At 67.0% G+C, this 17,774-nt stretch carries 17 protein-coding genes; 10 read left to right on the forward strand and 7 right to left on the reverse strand.

Translation table 11 applies throughout. The features are described from left to right. Nucleotides 1-15 precede the first annotated feature (15 nt). The 5 genes from ACWDUA_RS13375 to ACWDUA_RS13395 all read left to right on the forward strand — a co-directional run bounded on the left by ACWDUA_RS13375 (nt 16) and on the right by ACWDUA_RS13395 (nt 4,972). Nucleotides 16-1,482 (forward strand): aldehyde dehydrogenase, encoded by a 1,467-nt coding sequence (locus ACWDUA_RS13375; RefSeq protein ID WP_449751493.1) that lies wholly within the window; start codon nt 16-18, stop codon nt 1,480-1,482. A gap of 55 nt (nt 1,483-1,537) precedes the next feature. After that, nucleotides 1,538-2,275, forward strand: a complete 738-nt coding sequence (locus ACWDUA_RS13380) for an SDR family oxidoreductase (RefSeq protein WP_449751494.1) — start codon at nt 1,538-1,540, stop codon at nt 2,273-2,275. Further along, on the forward strand, nt 2,272-3,150 hold the full coding sequence (locus tag ACWDUA_RS13385; RefSeq protein WP_449751495.1) for an NAD(P)-dependent oxidoreductase: 879 nt from the start codon (nt 2,272-2,274) through the stop codon (nt 3,148-3,150). Before ACWDUA_RS13380 ends, ACWDUA_RS13385 begins: the two co-directional genes overlap by 4 nt. Before the next feature lie 62 nt (nt 3,151-3,212). Next, nucleotides 3,213-3,584: a carboxymuconolactone decarboxylase family protein gene (locus ACWDUA_RS13390; protein WP_449751583.1), complete on the forward strand. Its 372-nt coding sequence runs from the start codon at nt 3,213-3,215 to the stop codon at nt 3,582-3,584. A 14-nt stretch (nt 3,585-3,598) separates the two neighbouring features. Then, nucleotides 3,599-4,972, forward strand: a complete 1,374-nt coding sequence (locus tag ACWDUA_RS13395) for an alpha/beta hydrolase domain-containing protein (RefSeq protein ID WP_449751496.1) — start codon at nt 3,599-3,601, stop codon at nt 4,970-4,972. Nucleotides 4,973-5,303: 331 nt separating this feature from the next. On the opposite strand, the gene ACWDUA_RS13400 is transcribed toward ACWDUA_RS13395, so the two are convergent. The 4 genes from ACWDUA_RS13400 to ACWDUA_RS13415 form a co-directional block, all read right to left on the reverse strand. Then, on the reverse strand, nt 5,304-7,019 hold the full coding sequence (locus tag ACWDUA_RS13400; protein ID WP_449751497.1) for a DUF222 domain-containing protein: 1,716 nt from the start codon (nt 7,017-7,019) through the stop codon (nt 5,304-5,306). Between the two features lie 806 nt (nt 7,020-7,825). Continuing rightward, nucleotides 7,826-8,647, reverse strand: a complete 822-nt coding sequence (locus ACWDUA_RS13405; RefSeq protein ID WP_449751498.1) for an SDR family NAD(P)-dependent oxidoreductase — start codon at nt 8,645-8,647, stop codon at nt 7,826-7,828. 37 nt (nt 8,648-8,684) lie between these two features. Further along, nucleotides 8,685-9,551 carry an N-acyl homoserine lactonase family protein gene (locus ACWDUA_RS13410; protein WP_449751499.1) on the reverse strand — a complete coding sequence of 289 codons (867 nt, stop codon included), beginning with the start codon at nt 9,549-9,551 and terminating at the stop codon, nt 8,685-8,687. Next, entirely contained in the window at nt 9,548-10,165 is a 618-nt protein-coding gene (locus tag ACWDUA_RS13415) for a carboxymuconolactone decarboxylase family protein (protein ID WP_449751500.1), read from the reverse strand. The genes ACWDUA_RS13410 and ACWDUA_RS13415 overlap by 4 nt, the downstream gene beginning before the upstream one ends. 146 nt (nt 10,166-10,311) lie before the next feature. Between ACWDUA_RS13415 and ACWDUA_RS13420 the strand changes: the two genes are divergently transcribed. The 3 genes from ACWDUA_RS13420 (at nt 10,312) to ACWDUA_RS13430 (ending at nt 12,883) form a co-directional block, all read left to right on the forward strand. Further along, nucleotides 10,312-10,971, forward strand: coding sequence for a TetR/AcrR family transcriptional regulator (locus ACWDUA_RS13420; RefSeq protein WP_449751501.1), 660 nt, complete (start codon nt 10,312-10,314; stop codon nt 10,969-10,971). 330 nt (nt 10,972-11,301) lie between these two features. Next, the gene (locus ACWDUA_RS13425; RefSeq protein WP_449751502.1) at nt 11,302-11,934 is read left to right on the forward strand and encodes a PaaI family thioesterase; all 633 of its coding nucleotides are present in this window, start codon (nt 11,302-11,304) and stop codon (nt 11,932-11,934) included. Nucleotides 11,935-11,953: 19 nt separating this feature from the next. Continuing rightward, a complete protein-coding gene (locus tag ACWDUA_RS13430; protein WP_449751503.1) occupies nt 11,954-12,883 on the forward strand; it encodes an amidohydrolase family protein in 930 nt (309 codons plus the stop codon). Nucleotides 12,884-12,957: 74 nt separating this feature from the next. Here the strand turns inward: ACWDUA_RS13430 and ACWDUA_RS13435 are convergent, their stop codons facing one another. The 3 genes from ACWDUA_RS13435 to pdxH all read right to left on the reverse strand — a co-directional run bounded on the left by ACWDUA_RS13435 (nt 12,958) and on the right by pdxH (nt 16,115). Further along, nucleotides 12,958-14,031, reverse strand: a complete 1,074-nt coding sequence (locus ACWDUA_RS13435; RefSeq protein WP_053776646.1) for an isopenicillin N synthase family dioxygenase — start codon at nt 14,029-14,031, stop codon at nt 12,958-12,960. A 35-nt stretch (nt 14,032-14,066) separates the two neighbouring features. Next, nucleotides 14,067-15,356 (reverse strand): MFS transporter, encoded by a 1,290-nt coding sequence (locus tag ACWDUA_RS13440; RefSeq protein WP_449751504.1) that lies wholly within the window; start codon nt 15,354-15,356, stop codon nt 14,067-14,069. A gap of 63 nt (nt 15,357-15,419) precedes the next feature. Next, a complete protein-coding gene (gene pdxH, locus ACWDUA_RS13445) occupies nt 15,420-16,115 on the reverse strand; it encodes a pyridoxamine 5'-phosphate oxidase (RefSeq protein WP_449751584.1) in 696 nt (231 codons plus the stop codon). Between the two features lie 201 nt (nt 16,116-16,316). Here pdxH and ACWDUA_RS13450 point away from each other — a divergent pair, with 201 nt between their 5' ends. Beyond that, a complete protein-coding gene (locus tag ACWDUA_RS13450) occupies nt 16,317-17,444 on the forward strand; it encodes a citrate synthase 2 (protein ID WP_449751505.1) in 1,128 nt (375 codons plus the stop codon). Nucleotides 17,445-17,543: 99 nt separating this feature from the next. Further along, on the forward strand, nt 17,544-17,768 hold the full coding sequence (locus ACWDUA_RS13455) for a hypothetical protein (RefSeq protein WP_449751506.1): 225 nt from the start codon (nt 17,544-17,546) through the stop codon (nt 17,766-17,768). The last annotated feature ends 6 nt before the right edge of the window (nt 17,769-17,774 follow it).

Genomic DNA, 17,774 nt, shown 5'->3' on the forward strand with positions numbered 1-17,774 from the left:
ATGGAGTTCCAGTTCATGTCTCTCCGACCCGAATCCGCATCGGATCTACTCATCGACGGCAAGCTGGTCCCCGGCAGCGGGGGCGCCTTCGCCATCATCGATCCCGCCACCGAGGAAACGATCGGCCACGCCGCCGACGCCACCGCCGACGACATGGACGCCGCCATCGCCGCGGCGCGTCGCGCCTTCGACACCACCGACTGGTCACGTGACCACGCCCTGCGTGCACGTTGCCTGCGTCAGCTGCGCGATGCCCTGCTCGGCCATGCCGACGAGTTGCGCGAACTCACCGTCGCCGAGGTGGGCTGCCCGGTGTTCCTCACCCACGGGCCGCAGCTCGAAGGGCCGATCACCGACCTCGGCTACTTCGCCGATCTCGCCGAGAACTATACGTGGACAACCGATCTCGGCGAGGCCTCACCGATGGGCCTGAAGAATCGCCGCGAGTTGCGCGCCGAGGCGGTCGGCGTCGTCGGCGCCATCACACCGTGGAACTTCCCGCACCAGATCAACTTCGCCAAGATCGGCCCGGCGCTGGCCGCCGGATGCACCGTGGTCCTCAAGCCCGCCCCCGACACCCCGTGGTGTGCCGCACTGGTCGGCAAGGTGATCGCCGAGGAGACCGACTTCCCGCCCGGCGTGATCAACATCGTCACCTCCAGCGACCACACCCTCGGCGCCCGGCTCGGTTCCGATCCGCGCGTCGACATCGTCTCGTTCACCGGGTCCACCGCGACCGGCAAGAAGGTGATGGCCGGCGCCGCCGAGTCGCTGAAGAAGGTGTTCCTCGAACTGGGCGGCAAGTCGGCGTTCATCGTCCTCGACGACGCCGACCTCACCGCCGCCTGCTCGATGGCCGCCTTTGCCGTGGTCACCCATGCCGGCCAGGGCTGTGCGATCACCACCCGCCTGCTCGTACCGCGCAGCAAGCTCGACGAGGCCACCGCGATCACCCGCGACAGCCTGGCCGGTCTCGCCGCCGGTGACCCGACCGAGCCGGGCACCATCTGCGGGCCGCTGATCTCCGCCCGCCAGCGTGAACGCGTCGAGTCCTACATCGCCCACGCCCGCGAGGAAGGCGGCACCATCGAGATCGGCGGCGGTCGTCCGGCCGACAAGGAGAAGGGCTTCTTCGTCGAGCCCACCCTGATCTCCGGCCTCGACAACTCCGCCCGAGTCGCCCAGGAGGAGATCTTCGGTCCGGTGCTGGTGATCCTGCCGTTCGACGATGACGACGACGCCATCCGGATCGCCAACGACTCCCCCTACGGCCTGTCCGGTGCCGTCTGGGGTACCGACGAGGACCGGATCGACCACGTGGTCAACGGTGTTCGCACCGGGACCATGGCCGTCAACGGCGGCATCTGGTACTCCGCCGACGTCCCGTTCGGCGGCTACAAGGCCTCCGGCATCGGCCGCGAGATGGGCGTCGCCGGCTTCGAGGAGTACCTCGAGATCAAGGCCGTCGCCCGCCCCGCCTGACGGGGCACTCGGTCACCTTCCACCCACGATCCACCAGTCACCAGAGGAGAACCCCATGAGCACAGGACGTTTCGACGGCAGGACCATCATCGTCACCGGCGCCGCCGGCGGCATCGGCGAGGGCTACGCCCGCGGACTCGCCGAAGAGGGCGCCCACGTCGTCGTCGCCGATCTCAACGACGAGGCCGGCGAGAAGGTCGCCGCCGACATCGGTGGCCTGTACGTGCACGCCGACGTCGCCGATCCCGACTCCGCACAGAATCTCGCCGCCGCCACCGTCGAGAGGTACGGCACCATCCACGGCCTGGTCAACAATGCTGCGATCTACGGTGGCATGAAGCTCGACTTCCTGATCACCGTGCCGTGGGACTACTACAAGAAGTTCATGAGCGTCAACCTCGACGGCGCACTCAACGTGACCCGCGCGGTGTACCCGCACATGACCGACGGCGGCGCGATCGTCAACCAGTCCTCCACCGCCGCCTACGTCTACAGCGGTTTCTACGGACTCGCCAAGGCCGGTATCAACAACCTGACCTTCCAGCTGGCGAACGAGCTGGGCGGCAACAACATCCGGGTCAACGCCATCGCCCCCGGCCCCACCGACACCGAGGCCACCCGTACCACCACCCCCAAGGAGATGGTCGCCGAGATGGTCAAGGCCTTGCCGCTCAAGCGGTTCGGCACCGCTGACGATCATGTCGGCATGTGCAAGTTCCTGCTGTCGGACGAGGCTAGCTGGATCACCGGCCAGATCTTCAACGTCGACGGCGGGCAGGTGTACCGGCCGTGAGCGCTCCCACCCTCCGTCTCGGGTACGTCGGCCTCGGCAACATCGGCGGTCCGATGGCCGGCAGCCTCGCCAAGTGGCACGGCGGCCTGAGTGTCTTCGACCTGTCCGACGACGCGATCGCCAAGGTCGTCGACCAGGGTGCGACGCGGGCCGACTCGCTCGCCGAGCTCGCGGCCTCCGCCGACATCATCGGGATCTGCGTGCTGAACGACGAGCAGGTGCGCATCGTCGTCGCCGGTGACGGCGGACTGTTATCGGCGGCACGGGCGGGCACCATCATCACCGTGCACTCCACCATCTCGCCGCAGACGGCCGTCGATCTCGCCGAAACCTGTGCGGCCCAAGGTGTCACCCTGCTCGACGCGCCCATCTCCGGTGGCGCCGGCGGGGCCGCCGAAGGCCGACTGGCGGTCATGGTCGGCGGACCGCGAGTGGCCTACGAGCGGATCAAGGAGCCGTTCGCGCTCACCTCGGACATGCTGGTGCACGCCGGCGACGAGGTGGGTGCGGGCACCCGGATGAAGCTGGCCCGCAATCTGCTGCACTTCGTCTCGTTCACCGCCACCGCCGAGGCCGCCCGGCTGGCCGAGGCTGCCGGGATCGACATCACCGAACTGGGCAAGGTGGTGCGCCACACGGACGCGATCACCGGAGGGGCCGGGTCGATCATGCTCCGCGACACCACAGCCCCGATCGCCGAGGACGACTTCTGGTTCGGCATCTTCACACCGGTGCGCACGCTCGGCGAGAAGGATCTGACCCTCGCACTCGAACTCGGTGCACACCTCGGCGTCGACCTGCCGCTCGCCGAACTGGCCCGTCGCGATCTCGCCGCCGCACTCGGCGTCCCCCACACCGAAGGAGAAGACCAGTGAGCACGGACGCATCGGGTGACGAGCACACCGAATCCACCGCGCAGCGCCGCAAGGGCCTGGACATGATGTCCCGGGTGTACGGCTGGGAGATGGCCGACGGTCCGGGCGACTTCTTCGCACACACCGCCGATCAGGTGTTCGGCGAGGTGTGGAGTCGCGAGGGCCTGTCCATCCGGGATCGGCGACTGATCCTGCTCGGCGCGCTCGCCCAGGCCGGGCAGATCGACGTCGCCGAGATCCAGGCGGGGTCGGCGCTGGGCAACGGTGAACTCACCCCCGAGCAGCTCGAGGAGATCAGCTTGTTCCTCTGCTACTACGTGGGCTGGCCGCTGGGCACCAAGATGCACTTCATGTTCGGCAAGGTGATTGCCGAGCACCGCAAGAAGCAGACCCGGAATACCGAGCACAGCGACGAAGCACAACCGACGTCGTGACCTACACTCGGGACATGAGAGCAGTCGTCACCTTCTCCGTCCTGCACGGCGGGAAGGGACACAACATCCTCGCGGCCGCCAAGACACCCGATCTTCGCGATTCGGACTATTCCGAAACCGAATATGCCGCAAGCGGTACCGCCCGGCACTTCCTCGCCGACGCCCACGGCGGAGTCGTCGAGGCGGGTGCCGCCCCGTACATCACCCGCATCCTGGTCCGCAGACCCGAGCGTGCCGCCGCCTTCAACGGATTCGTCGTCGTCGAGTGGTTCAATGTGTCCTCCGGAGTCGACGCCGCACCCGAATACTCTTATCTGGCAGACGAACTGATCCGTTCCGGCTATGCCTGGGTCGGCGTGTCGGCGCAGTACACCGGGATCGAGGGCGGTGCCGGGTCGGTCGGTCTGGGTGAGGCGCTCGGCGGCCCCCAGGGTCTCGCCGCGAAGGAACCGGAACGCTACGGCACCCTGCACCATCCGGGTGATGCGTTCTGCTGGGACATCTTCGGGCAGATCGGGGCGGCGCTCGCCGACAACGACGCCCCCGGGCATCCGCTCGCCGGATTGGCGGTACGCCACCTGATCGCTGTCGGCGAGTCGCAGTCGGCGATGGCGTTGACCACCTACACCAATCATTTCGTCGACCACCACCAGGTCTTCGACGGTGTGCTCATCCACAGCCGGTCGATGGGCACCCTGCCGCTCGGCCCGGTGGGTGGTCCGGCCGACATCACCGACGCCTACCATGGGGAGCCGGTCTCGATCTCCCTTGACATCACCGTCCCGGTGTTCGTGGTGCAGACCGAGACCGACGTGCTCACCAACTTCCAGTATGTCCGTGCACGCCAGCCTGATTCGGATCGTCTCCGGGTGTGGGAGATCGCCGGCACCGCACACGCCGATCTGCATCAGATCGGCGAGTACGAGTCGATGCTGGGGTGCCCGAGCCCGGTCAATCGCGGTCAGCAGCGGTTTGTGCTGCGGGCGGCGCTGCGTCACCTGCGCGACTGGGTGGTCGGCACAGCCGAGCCCCCGGTCGCCCCTCCGCTGCTGGTGACCGATGCGCACGGTCATCCGCAGTTCGAGGTCGACGCGGTCGGCAACGTCCTCGACGGGGTGCGCACACCGTGCGTCGACGTCCCGACGCAGGTACTGAGCGGCGTCGTGGATGCCGATGTCCCCCGGATCTGCGTCCTGTTCGGCAAGACCAGCCCCTTGCCCCCGTCGATCCTGGCCGACCTGTACGCCGACGAGCAGGAATACCTGGCGAGTTACGCGACCGCCGCAGACGCCGCGATCACCGCGGGTTTCATCCTCCCCGAGGATCGGGATGCGCTCCTCGCCGACGCTCGCACCGACCTCATCGCCGGGGCCTCAGCGTTCCGGTAGCCCGCGACCGGGTGGTGCCGGCTCAATCATCCAGCTGCAGTTGGTGGTTGAGCCGACGAAACGGGTCGACACGGGTCCTCGCGATGCTCGGTCCCGGCTCAATCATCAAGCTGCAGTGGGTGGTTGAGCCGATGAGGAGCGAAGCGACGAGACGAGTCGAAACCTCAGACAGCCGAAGTCGGGACGTAACCACCACGAACGCACAAGCTCAATCAGCAAGCCGTCGTTGCTGGTTGAGCCGATGAGGAGCGAAGCGACGAGACGTGTCGAAACCTCAGACAGCCGACCTCCCCAACGCGACCACCACGAACCCCGACAACGCTCCGACAGCTCAGAGCCCGAGGCCTTCCAAGATCTCGACCAGGCGGGTCTCGATCGGCCCGACGGGGGTGATGACTTCCCTGATGGGGAGTCTCATCCCGGTGTCCTCCGGATCGGGATCTTCCGGATCGAGGGCGAGGGGTGGGTCGAACACCGTGATCACCAGAGCATCGTCGTCGATCATGACGAACCCGTCGTCGGTGGTGCTGTCGAGAGTCACCTTGCCCGGTTGACCGATACTGCTGGTGTTGGTTTCGGTGCCGTGGATTTCGGCACGTACTTGTGCCAGGTGTTCCACATACTGCTGCCCGACATCCGGTAACCGGTTGACCTGTTTCTCGTTGTCGGGTTGGCCGGGTTTGGTGTTGCGTTGCCACCAGGTACGGCCCTCATCCGGACCCGACCCGACTTTCCCGGTCGTGTACTGGCCCGGCTGGTCACCCACCATGCGGTGGTGGGTGGGACAGGCCGGAGCCAACTCGATAATGTCGGTACGCCCACCGTCGGCGAAGTCGTTGACCGCATGATGGATTTCGACGTGTGCCGCTGCCCGGTCACATCCGGGTGCCGAGCAGTGATGGCCGTCGGGTGCGGAAAACAACATCAATCGTTGATGTTTCGTGGCGACCCGTTTCGCTTGCCCGAAGTACAGGGGGATCGCGGTGTGGTCTTTGAACACCGACAGATACATTTGGGCGTCGGCGGCGAGGTCGATCAGGTCTGGCATCGGGATCAGGGTTCCGGTCGCGGTGACCGCATACCCGGCTTCGCGGATCAGGTCGTTCACATCGGTTTTGACGATCAACTGGATCGGCACACCCATGTTGGTTGTGCCGAGCATTCCGTCGGCGAACACGGCGGTCAGCAGGGCGTTCACCGCGTCGTGGTTGCGTTGGGGTTGGGTGCGCATGTCTTTGACCGCCGCCGCCTCCAGGGCGTCGGGGTCGACCATCTCGGCGGCACGGCTGTCCCCGTTCAGGCCGTTGGGATGGTCGGGGTTGTTGACGCCGTACTTACCCCACGCGGCGAACAGTGTTTCCAGTCGTGCCCGCAGGATGGGGTCGACGTAGCCGGACAGTTTGGACATGCCGTCGGCGCCTTGTTTGCCGAGGGTGATTCCGCGTCGACGGTCGCGGTCTTTCTTCTCGATCAACTCGCCGTCGGGGTCGATGTGGGCGATGATGCGGGAGCCGCAGGTGCCGAGTGCGGACGCCCCGAATTCGGTGGCGTGTCCGGCGAGGGTGCGTTCGGCGGCGATTTTTTCGTCGTAGGCGGCGGCGAGGGGGATTTTCTTGAGCCAGGACAGGGCGATGTCGATGTGGGTGGTGCCGGCGTCGCCGGAGGCGAACACTTTCGCGAGTTCGGGGTATTCGGGTTGGGTGGGTTCGCCGGTCAGGGATCGTTCGGGTTGGACGCGGTCCATCCGTTCGAGTCGGGCTTTGCAGTTGGAGGCGTGGAGTTCGGTGTCCATGAACGCGAAGATGGTGCGGTAGCCGCGGTCGCGGTGGATGTCTCGGTGGTTGATTTCGGTGATCACCCGGTCGCTTTGGAAGGTCAACCGGTTCAACGATTTTTCGGCGGTTTTCGCGATGGTGATCAGGGTGTCGGCGTTGCTGGCGGTGAGGTCGGCGGCGGCGAGTAGGTCCAACCCTTGCGTGATCAGGGCGAGTGCACGGGCCGCGTCGGATGTGGGTTCGGTTGTACCGGTATCGGTCTCGTTGGTCATCGACGCTCACCCCCTGTCGCGTGAAGATTCTTTTATGGTACAGGTGTTCGACGGTGTGTGCAAGGGTTTTGTCGTGGTTGGTTTCCGGTGCTGTCTGCGGAGATTTCGACTCGGGTCCTCGCGATGCTCGGTCCCGGCTCAATCACCAACGGGCAGGTGGTGGTTGAGCCGATGAGGAGCGTAGCGACGAGGCGTGTCGAAACCTCGGGCGGCCGGGTTCGTCGACGACACCACCTCGGATGTGGTTGCTACCCGGCGTGTGCTGTGGAGATTTCGACTCGGGTCCTCGCTACGCTCGGTCCCGGCTCAATCAGCAACGGTGGTCGCTACCCAATCACAATCGCCAACGGGCAGGTGGTGGTTGAGTTGAGCCGGTGAGGAGCGTAGCGACGAGACGAGTCGAAACCTCAGAAATGGTCACCACCCAGCCCACACTACAGAGATTTCGACACGGGTCCTCGCTACGCTCGGTCCCGGCTCAATCAGCAACGGTGGTCGCTACCCAATCACAATCGCCAACGGGCAGGCAGTGGTTGAGCCGATGAGGAGCGTAGCGACGAGGCGTGTCGAAACCTCGGGCGGCCGGGTTCGCGAGGTGACCACCTCCGAGGTGGTCACGATCCGAGGTAGTCTCCAGAGATTTCGACTCGGGTCCTCGCGAAGTTCGGTCCCGGCTCAATCAACCAGTGCTGCAAGATGGTTGAGCCGACGAGGAGCGCCGCGACAAGACGAGTCGAAACCCTCAGACAGCCGACCTCAGGAGCGCCCCCACCTCTTCGTGGAGCTTCCAGCGGCAAGCCCAGCCGTCAACCGACTCGCGCGGGGATGCCGGCGATCCGTGCCGAGACTCGATCGAAGAGAATTGTCGGAGTCAGTGCGGCCGCGACGAGTTGGACCTTTGCGGACACGCCGACCGTGTACCGGGCCCGGGGACGGCGCGCACGAAGTGCCACGTCGACGGTGCGCACGACGTTCTCGACCGGCGACGCCGTCCGCTGGACGAAGCCGATCGTGGAGGCGAGACCGGCCAGGTGAGGGCCGTACAAAGTCTGCATGGCCGGTGACATCCCGGCCCGGTTCTCCTCGATCAGGTCGTCGGCGGTCCGCCACAGGTCGGTGTCGATGGGGCCGGGCTCGATGCAGACGACCGGGATTCCCCAGGGGCGCAGTTCGACTCGTTGAGCATCGGCTAGAGCCTCCAGCGCGAACTTCGACGCGTTGTAGGCTCCGGTCATGGGGGTGGACAATCGGCCGTTCAGCGACGTCATGTAGATGACCCGACCACCGGCGGCCCGCAGGAGGGGCAGCACCGCCGTGGTGATCGCGATCTGGGCGACCACGTTGACCTCGAACTGACGCCGCAGCGCGTCGGGCGTGAGACTCTCCACCGGACCTGCCACCACGACCCCGGCGTTGTTGATCACGGCGTCCAGGGTGTCGGGGAGGTGTGCTGCGAGCCGGTCGACATGGGTCGCGTCGGTGACGTCGAGTTCCACCGGCGTGGTGCCGGGTGGAGCGTCGACGACGTCACGTACCCCGGCATACACCGTCCATCCACGTTCGACGAGGTGGGTGCTGATCGCACGGCCGATGCCGCGGGACGCGCCGGTGATCAGGATCGTGGGCATGTGGGTTCCTCCGTTCGACGGACGCCGTCACCGGTTGTCACGGTGCGGCTTTCCGGGGTGATGGGTGGTAGACGGCCTTGGTGGCGAGTCGTTCGCCGGCTCGGGGATCGTGAGCGGGCAGGATCACCGTCGGTCGCGTCCGGGCGAATTCCTTGATGGCACGCAATGATTCGATGGCCTGCCGCGGCGCACTGTTCACGCCGTCGGTCAGCTCGGCATCGAGAAGCTCCTGGTCATAGGTGCTGTCGCCGCCGAAGAAGTAGGCGACGTCGTCGTCGAGTGCGATGACCGACAGATGACCAGGGACATGACCAGGGGTGTCGACGGCGAAGACGGTGCCGTCGGAGGTGATCGGGTAGCTCCGGGTGAACGGCCCGACCGGGGGCCCGGATGGTTGGAGGATCCGCGGCGTGAAGTCATGTGGCCATCGCTTGGGCACTGCGCCCTCGATGGTCGCCGGAATGTAGCGGCGGTTGGCTTCCCACTGTTCGGCACTCACATAGATGGGTGCACCGCCGAGATCAGGGATGCCGTCCCCATGGTCGTGGTGCAGATGTGTCAGGATCACCGCGGTGAGATCGGAGGGCACGAGGCCGTACTCGGCGAGTCTGCTGCGTATCCCCTCCTCCGGGCCGACCTGCAGGTCCACCGCGACGTGAAAGAAAGGCTGCCAGAACGGAAAGAACCCCCGCTGGGAGACATGCGGCGATTCTCCCGAGTCGACGAGGATCGCTCCCTCCGGATGCCGGATCAGATAGGTGTTGATCGGCAACGGTGCAGTCCAGCGCCGATCGGTCAGCACGCGGGCGCGCCGCAGCAGGACGGGCCGGCTCGCCGACTGGGTCCGATGGCTGGGCCGGATGGCGACGGTGCCGGTTTCCAGGATGTCGATGGAGATCGTCATGACCTGCCTTCCGGTGACGTCGATCGGAATTCGGGTTCGAGTTGGATGCCGGCACTCGTGATGGCCATCGCGACCATCACGTAGTGGCCGACGAGCAGGCACAGTTCGAGGGCCCGATCGGGACTCGTGGCGTCAGACAGCGCCGTCCATTCCGCCTCGTCGAGGTGACCTCGGTCAACGAGAACCGCCGCGGCGGAGAGGAGTTGAGCGAGAATCGGGTCGTCGACGGCCGGCACCGCAGTGGACACGGCCCGAATCTGGTCGGGTGTCACGTCGAGCGCACCGGCCATGTGGGCGTGGTGGGCCCACTCGTAGGCGCAGCCGGTGCGCCATGCGACGTGCACGATGACCAGTTCCTTGTGCGCCGCGGAGATCCTGCCGCGCAACAGGATCTGCGACAGGAAGACCGAGTGTGCGGGAAAGATGCTGCCGAGGCGGGCAAAGGTGCGGAACACCGTGAAGTCGCCGTCGTAGTCGGTGCGGCGGCGGATCAGGCGGAGGGTGAGTCGGGCCGCCCATCCCATCTGCCCACGATCCAGCGGTGACACCCTGGCCATCTCCGGTACGACCCAGCGTCCTTCCGCCGGCAGTTCCCACGTGGTTGCCTCACTCATCGGTGACCTCCCATTCAGTCTCAGACTTATGTCATAAGTAGGATCAACTTATGGGCTAAGTTAGGCTTGGTCAAGAGGTGATCGCGACGGGAACGTCGCGATGGGAACGTGGCAGCGAGAACGTGCGGAGACGGCGAGGTGCACAGGTGGCGAGACGTCGGACCGACCGGGGCCCGCTGACCCGGACAGAGATCATCGATGCGGGATTGACCCTCACCGAGTCCGACGGCATCGACAAGTTGTCGCTGGCCAAGGTCGCGGCGGCGGTCGGCGTCCAGACGATGTCGCTGTACAACCACATCGACAACAAGGCCGATCTGCTCGACGGGATGGCCGAGCGACTCCTGAACTCCGTCGAGATCCCTCCCGCCACCGACTCCTGGCAAGACGACATGATCGCGCTCGGCCACGCCTTCCGTGTCGCGGCGATCCGCTACCCACAGACCGCGCCACTCGTCTTGACGCGCCACCTCAACTTCCCGTCGATCATCCCCCTCGTCGAGGCCGCCCTCGAGGCCGCGCGGCGGGCGGGCATCCCCGAATCGGAACGCGTGCGGGTTCTTCGGATGTTCATCGCGTACCTGATCGGGGCATTGATCCGCGAGATCGGACTCGGCGGATCGGTGGCCTCGACCGCGAACGCCTCGCTCTTCGACGACGACCGCTTTCCCAATGTCCGGATGCTGGCCGCCGACCTGGCGACCTGTGACCACCTCGACGAATTCGATCGTGGTCTACGCCTGCAGATCTCGGCGATCGCCGCCACCTACGCCGTCGACGGATCGCAAGTCACCGACTCCCGCTGACATCCTCCCGACCGCCGGTGGTGCAGCGCGACCGTGCCCGGTCGACGAATTCGGGCGCCCACTCGACGGACCTCGGGCACGACCCCAGAGGAGGTCGCCGACAGCATCCCGGAGACCCCGGGACCTCGCCCACACCACCGTCGGCCATCGATCATCCTTGCCGGATGCCCAGTGGAACGTGCCGGATGCCCAGTGGAATCAGAACACGTTCTCGGGCAAGATTAGAACACGTTCTATCTGTGTGTGTCGGTTCCCGCGCAGCTCCGCGAGGGCCGCCCCGGGACAGACAGCCCAGGTAAGCGACCCCGACGAACGACCACAGGAGCGGCCATGCAGTTCACCCTCGAGGACATCACCGCCGACGAGATCGACCGGCGGCGCGGGGTCTACGGCCCACTCACGGACTCCGTCCGCGATCTGATCGACGCGGTGATCCGCACCGAGGTCGACGACGCCGACATCGACGTCGCCCGTCGTCGTATCGACGAGGTGGTCGCGGACCTGCGCTCGCGTCAGATCGACGGGTCGTACGGTGTGCGGTTCAACACCGATGCGGTCGGGATGCCCTGGGGAAATGCCGTGATGGGTGTGCGGAACGCGATCGCCCCGCCGGTGCGTACCGTCGCCGACGGCGAGGGCGTCACCGCGGAATTCGCCCTGGGTGCCGCTTATGAGGGACCGGCCCACCACGTCCACGGCGGTGTATGTGCGATGGTCCTCGACCAGATGCTCGGCGAGGCCGCGGCCGCAGACGACGTCCCGTGTTTCACCGGCACGATCACCGTCACCTATCGTCGTCCGACCCCGCTCGGCGCGCTGTCGGCGCGGGCGGAGATCGTCGAGCGGGACGGCCGCAAGAAGATCGTGCGCGGCACGCTGTCCGACGCCGACGGTGTGACCGCCGAGGCCGAGGGTGTGTTCATCGTCCCCAAGAACTGGTCGGGACCCTCGAACCTCAAGTGAGGCGGGTAACGTCGGCCACATGGACAGTGCTGTTCCCGGCCACCAGGAGGCCGCCACCCCGTTCAGCGAGCTGGAGGCCAGTCACGTCCGGGCCGTCTGGGAGCCCCTCGGGCTACCGGGGCTGATCGACGTCCACACGCACTTCATGCCGCGGTCGGTGATGGACAAGGTGTGGGCCTACTTCGACTCGGCCGGCCCGCTGCTCGGACGCGAGTGGCCGATCACCTATCGCGCCGACGAGGACGTGCGGGCGGCGGCGCTGCAGTCGTTCGGGGTGCGCGCCTACTCGTCGCTGGTCTATCCCCATAAACCCGACATGGCCGAGTGGCTGAACGGATGGGCCACCGACTTCGCCGCCCACCATCCCGACTGCCTGCACACCGCCACGTTCTATCCCGAGGAGTCGGCACCGGGCTACGTCGCCGCCGCGATCGAGGCCGGTGCACGAGTGTTCAAGTGCCACATCCAGGTCGGTGACTACTCGGCACTCGACCCGCTGCTCGACGGCGTGTGGTCGCAGCTGGCCGACGCGCAGGTGCCGGTGATCATCCACTGCGGCTCCGGCCCGGCGCCGGGCACCTACACCGGGCCCGTCCCGATCATCAAACTGCTCAGGCGTTTCCCGTCGCTGCCGCTGATCATCGCGCACATGGGCACCCCGGAATACGACGAGTTCCTCACCCTCGCCGAACGTTACGAGCACGTGCACCTCGACACGACGATGTCGTTCACCGACTTCTCCGAGGAGTCCGCGCCGTATCCGCCCGAACTCCGGCCCCGGCTGCGTGATACGGGGCCGAAGATCCTGTTCGGCAGCGACTTCCCCAACATCCCCTACACCTACACCCATGCCCTCGAGGCGATCGTGCACCTCGATCTCGGGGACGACTGGCTGCGTGGGGTGTTCTACGACAACGCCGCCCGACTGTTCGCCCCGGCGTCGCGGTAGGCAGACCCTCCACACTTACGCACACGCTCCGGGTTTTGCCCGGAGTGTCTGCCGAAGTGTGGAGGGTCTGACCGCTACCGCCGTCGCTGCATCGCCTGGCGGACACGCGCAGCTTCACGGCGGGCGTACGGATTCGGTTGCCCGGCACGCGAACCCGCGAGCTTGGCGCCGATGTGCTCGCCGACGGTGATCGGCGAGTAGCGGCTCCCGGCGCCGACACAGCTCGGCAACGTGGAGATGGTGGCGTCGATGTTGCCGTCGTGGAAGTAGGCCGCCGAACGGCGACGTTCGATGCTGCCGTCGACGATCGGCGGCTTGACCCGGTGCAGCGTGGACATCCACCGTTCGTTGGTCCAGCGGGCCATCAGGTCGCCGAGGTTGATCAGCAGCGCACCGTCCTCGGGGGCGACGTCGTGCCAGGTGCCGTGGTGGTCGAGCACCTGCAGCCCCCTCACCTGGTCGGCCCACAGCACGGTGACGATCCCGTAGTCGGTGTGCTCCCCCATGCCGGTGAGCTCACCGTCCAGGTCGATCTCTCCCGGGGGCAGGGCGTAGTTGTTCATCCGCAGCACGTCGAGCGAGTGATCGGTGTAGCCGTCGAAGAAGTCCGGCGGCAGGTCGAGCGCGTCGGCGAAGATCCGGGTGAGCGTGTGCGCCACCCGCCGGGCCTCGACGAAGTACGTCGACACCGCCGCCTCGAAGTGCTCGACCGCCGGCCAGGTGTTGTCGGCGTAGTGGTCGGCGGGCAGTTCCAGGTCGGGGTACTCCCCGGCCTCGACGCCGACGTTGTACGCCTCGAAGAAGTCGTTCATCCGGTCGGCCGACTCGATGCCGAGGCTCAGCGACAGCGACTCCGATTTCGGGGGCGCATAGCCGCGGTTGATCTCGGCCGGGGTGCGGTAGGCCTTTTTCTCCTCGAGCGGCAGGGCGAAGAAGTCGTCCATCACCGCGGTGAACTCCTCGATCACCACCGACGGGATCTGGTGGCCGAGGATCTGCATGAATCCGAGCGAACTCGCCGCGTCGTCGATCTGCGCGGCGACCACGGCCCGCTGGGCGGGATCACCCCCGGCGACATACGGGGTGATGTCGATGGCCGGTACGTGAAAGGACTCCACGGGGTGGACGGGGGCAGTCATGGCGTCCATGGTGACATCGAATCGGAGAACTCGCTGATCACACGCTATCCGACATCGGTGAGGGCCTGTCCCGGACGGTTCACGCGGTAGGCCACGAAGGCCGGGATGGCCAGTGCCGCAACGATGGTCCCGATGATCACCCCGACACCGCCGAGTGCGGTGGTCAGCGCCACGCCCGCGGTGGCCGCGGCCGCACCGTGGGCGACGTCGGCGATCCGCGGTCCGCCGGCGACCACCACGATGAACACACCCTGCAGCCGGCCACGGACCTCGTCATTGGCCGCCGCGAGCAGGATGGCCTGCCGGAACGCCGCCGACGCCATGTCTGCGGCACCACCGATCATCAGCAGCACCAGCACCACCGGGAGCATCGGCATCGCCGAACCACCGGCGAAGGCCACCGCGACCCCGGTCGCGGTGATCGCCACACCCCAGATCAGGATGCAGACGATCACCGCCAGGCCCTGCCGCTGGACCCGCGACACCCATCCGGAGAAGACACCACCGAGGACGGCACCGGCGGAGATCGCGACGAACAGCAGGGCGAAGGCGAGACCACCACCGGCCGGTCCGCCGAAGTTCTCGTGGGCCATCTGCGGGAACAATGCGCGCGGCATACCGAAGATCATCGCGATGAGATCCACGAGGAACGATGCCAGCAGGATCTTGTGTCCGGCCAGGTAGCGCAGGCCCTCCAGCACCGACCGCAAGCCGGCGACCTTCGGTGCGGCGGCACTCTCCGGCGGCAGCTTCGGCAACCGGATCACCGCCCACAGCGTCGGGATCAGCAACAGGGTGTCGAGGAAGTACAGGATCGAGTACCCGAGCACCGGGATGAGCGCTCCACCGATCAACGGCCCGGCGATGGCACCGGCCTGCATCACCGTCATGTTCAGGCTCAACGCCGCGGGCAGTTGGTGGTCGGGCAGCAGGCGCGGCAACACGGCGGTCCGGGTGGGCTGGTTCACCGCGAAGAACCCCTGCTGGACGGCGAACAACGCGAGGATCAGCCAGACGTTCTGCAGATCGAGGGCCGCCTGCATCCAGAACAGGCCGCTGCAGACGATCAGTCCGATGGTGGTGCACACCAGGATGAGTCGTCGGTCGAGGACGTCGGCGAGCGCACCGCCCCACAGGCCGAAGACCACCAGCGGGACCAGGCCGAAGATACCGGTCAGACCGACATATGCGGAGCTGCCGGTGATCTCGTAGATCTGGGCCGGGACGGCGACGACGGTGAGCTGCGCCCCGACGACGGTGACGATGTTCGCAGTCCAGAGCCGCCGGAAGAAGGGATTCTGCAGTGACGTGGTGTCGGCAAGCATTCGGCGCACCGACACCACTTTATCCAGGGACCATCCGCCCTCCCGGGCGGCCCTTCCGGTGTCACCGACTCGTCACGGCTGCAGCCGGGCGGCCTGCCAGATCCCGTCGATCAGCGACAGCCGGACGCGGTTGTGCAACCGGTTGGCCCGGCCCTGCCAGAACTCCACCCGGGCGGGCTCCAGTCGGTAGCCACCCCAGTCGGCCGGGACCGGGATCGGGTCGTCGCCGTCGATGCCGCCATGCCGGGCGGCGACGTCGGCCGCCCTGGCCTCGAGCTCGTGACGGCTACCGATCGGGCGGGACTGATCCGATGCCAGCGCCGACAGCTGCGAACCGCGGGGGCGCATGCGCCAGTAGGCCTCGGTCTCCTCCGGGCTCACCGGCACCACCGCACCGCGGAAATGCACCTGCCGTTCCAAAGCGATCCACGGAAAGGTCACCGAGGCAACCGGGTTGGCGGCAAGGTCGATGCCCTTGTCGGAGTCGTAACCGGTGAAGAACACCACGCCCGCCTCGTCGGCGCCCTTGCACAGCACGGTGCGGGTGTTGGGGACGCCGTTGGGGTCGATGGTGCCGAGGACCATGGCGTTGGGTTCGGGGATTCGCGCCTCGACGGCCTCGCGCAGCCACACCCCGAACAGGTCGAGCCAGGGCGGATCACCACGCAGCCAGCTCGGATCGAGGTTGTCGCGGACACCGTCGGCGCCCGCCGCTCGGTCGCCGTCGCCGACATTCGGCGGGATGCCACCGCCGTACCCCACCCGCATGTTGGGCAGATCGATCGGCGAGATCGGGGTCGCCGGCGGAATCGATGTGTCACTCACCCCTGTAGAACCTACTCCCGCGGTCGGTCGTCGGCTCCCCGGTGTGCCCCACCGGGTTCGCTGACCTAAAGTGCTGGTGAGATGCCACAGCCCGGCATCAGACACAACTTCCCACGACGTCGTGTGGAGAGAGGTGGTCCCGCGATGGCGGTGAAGGTCCCCGACGATTTCGTTCCCGGCCTCGAGGGGGTGGTGGCCTTCACCACCGAGATCGCCGAGCCCGACAAGAACGGCGGCAACCTTCGGTACCGCGGGGTCGACATCGAGGACCTCGTCGAGAACAAGGTGACCTTTGCCGATGTGTGGGCGTTGCTCGTCGACGGCCGGTTCGGTGACGGCCTGCCGCCGGCCGAACCGTTCCCGCTGCCGATCCACACCGGCGACGTGCGCGTGGACGTGCAGGCCGCACTGGCGATGCTGGCCCCGATCTGGGGATATCAGCCGCTGCTCGACATCGACGACGCGACCGCCCGCGCCAACCTCGCCCGCGCATCGGTGATGGCGCTGTCCTATGTCGCGCAGTCGGCCCGCGGCATCCACCAGCCCGCCGTCCCGCAGCGGATCATCGACGAGTGTCCCACCGTGACAGCACGTTTCATGACCCGATGGCAGGGCGACCCCGATCCGCGGCACATCGAGGCGATCGACGCCTACTGGGTCGGCGCCGCCGAGCACGGGTTGAACGCCTCCACCTTCACCGCCCGGGTGATCGCCTCCACCGGCGCCGACGTCGCCGCCGCCCTGTCCGGGGCGATCGGCGCGATGTCGGGGCCGCTGCACGGTGGTGCGCCGGCCCGCGTGCTGCCGATGATCGAGGAGGTCGAGCGCACCGGTGACGCACGCGCGCTGGTCAAGGGCATCCTCGACCGCAAGGAGAAGCTGATGGGCTTCGGCCACCGCGTGTACCGGGCCGAGGATCCCCGCGCCCGGGTGCTGCGCCGTACCGCCCAGCAGCTCGACGTACCGCGCTACGAGGTGGCCGCGGCCCTCGAACTCGCCGCCCTGAACGAGCTGCGGGAACGTCGTCCCGATCGGGCGATCGAGACCAACGTCGAGTTCTGGGCGGCGGTGATCCTCGACTTCGCCGAGGTGCCGACGCACATGATGCCGGCGATGTTCACCTGTGGCCGGACCGCCGGATGGTGTGCTCACATCCTCGAGCAGAAACGGCTGGGCAAGCTGGTCCGTCCGGCCGCCGCCTACACCGGCGCCGCTCCCCGTCGGCCGGAGGACGTCGAGGGCTGGGGTGACGTGGTGAAGCCCGGTTTGTGACGCTCCGGCGGCGCCTGTCCCCACAGGCGCCCGATCCCGGGCATGCTGGAGTGTGGGTCACGACCTCCGTGACGACCGAAACCGAAGGGATATCCGTCGATGTCGAAGAATGTGAAGATCGCTCTCATCGTGCTCGGCCTCGGGGCTCTCGTGGCACTCACGGTGATCCTCCGACGCGAGAAGACCATCGTCGACGCCACCACCGCGAAGATCGAGGACACCATCGATCAGCTCGATCCGGCGGCCCGCGCCGCCGTCGTCGCCAAACTCGGCCTGGACGCCAAGGACAAGGCCCTCGAGGCCAAGGACCGCGTCTTCTCCTGAGCGGCT

The organism is Gordonia sp. NPDC003376 (assembly GCF_053589235.1).

Coding starts and splice junctions, on each gene's coding strand:
- ACWDUA_RS13375 (WP_449751493.1), top strand. CDS start 16: ATGTCTCTCCGACCCGAATCCGCATCGGATCTACTCATCGACGGCAAG.
- ACWDUA_RS13380 (WP_449751494.1), top strand. CDS start 1,538: ATGAGCACAGGACGTTTCGACGGCAGGACCATCATCGTCACCGGCGCC.
- ACWDUA_RS13390 (WP_449751583.1), top strand. CDS start 3,213: ATGATGTCCCGGGTGTACGGCTGGGAGATGGCCGACGGTCCGGGCGAC.
- ACWDUA_RS13395 (WP_449751496.1), top strand. CDS start 3,599: ATGAGAGCAGTCGTCACCTTCTCCGTCCTGCACGGCGGGAAGGGACAC.
- ACWDUA_RS13400 (WP_449751497.1), bottom strand. CDS start 7,019: ATGACCAACGAGACCGATACCGGTACAACCGAACCCACATCCGACGCG.
- ACWDUA_RS13405 (WP_449751498.1), bottom strand. CDS start 8,647: ATGCCCACGATCCTGATCACCGGCGCGTCCCGCGGCATCGGCCGTGCG.
- ACWDUA_RS13410 (WP_449751499.1), bottom strand. CDS start 9,551: ATGACGATCTCCATCGACATCCTGGAAACCGGCACCGTCGCCATCCGG.
- ACWDUA_RS13415 (WP_449751500.1), bottom strand. CDS start 10,165: ATGAGTGAGGCAACCACGTGGGAACTGCCGGCGGAAGGACGCTGGGTC.
- ACWDUA_RS13425 (WP_449751502.1), top strand. CDS start 11,302: ATGCAGTTCACCCTCGAGGACATCACCGCCGACGAGATCGACCGGCGG.
- ACWDUA_RS13430 (WP_449751503.1), top strand. CDS start 11,954: ATGGACAGTGCTGTTCCCGGCCACCAGGAGGCCGCCACCCCGTTCAGC.
- ACWDUA_RS13435 (WP_053776646.1), bottom strand. CDS start 14,031: ATGGACGCCATGACTGCCCCCGTCCACCCCGTGGAGTCCTTTCACGTA.
- pdxH (WP_449751584.1), bottom strand. CDS start 16,115: ATGCGGGTGGGGTACGGCGGTGGCATCCCGCCGAATGTCGGCGACGGC.
- ACWDUA_RS13450 (WP_449751505.1), top strand. CDS start 16,317: ATGGCGGTGAAGGTCCCCGACGATTTCGTTCCCGGCCTCGAGGGGGTG.
- ACWDUA_RS13455 (WP_449751506.1), top strand. CDS start 17,544: ATGTCGAAGAATGTGAAGATCGCTCTCATCGTGCTCGGCCTCGGGGCT.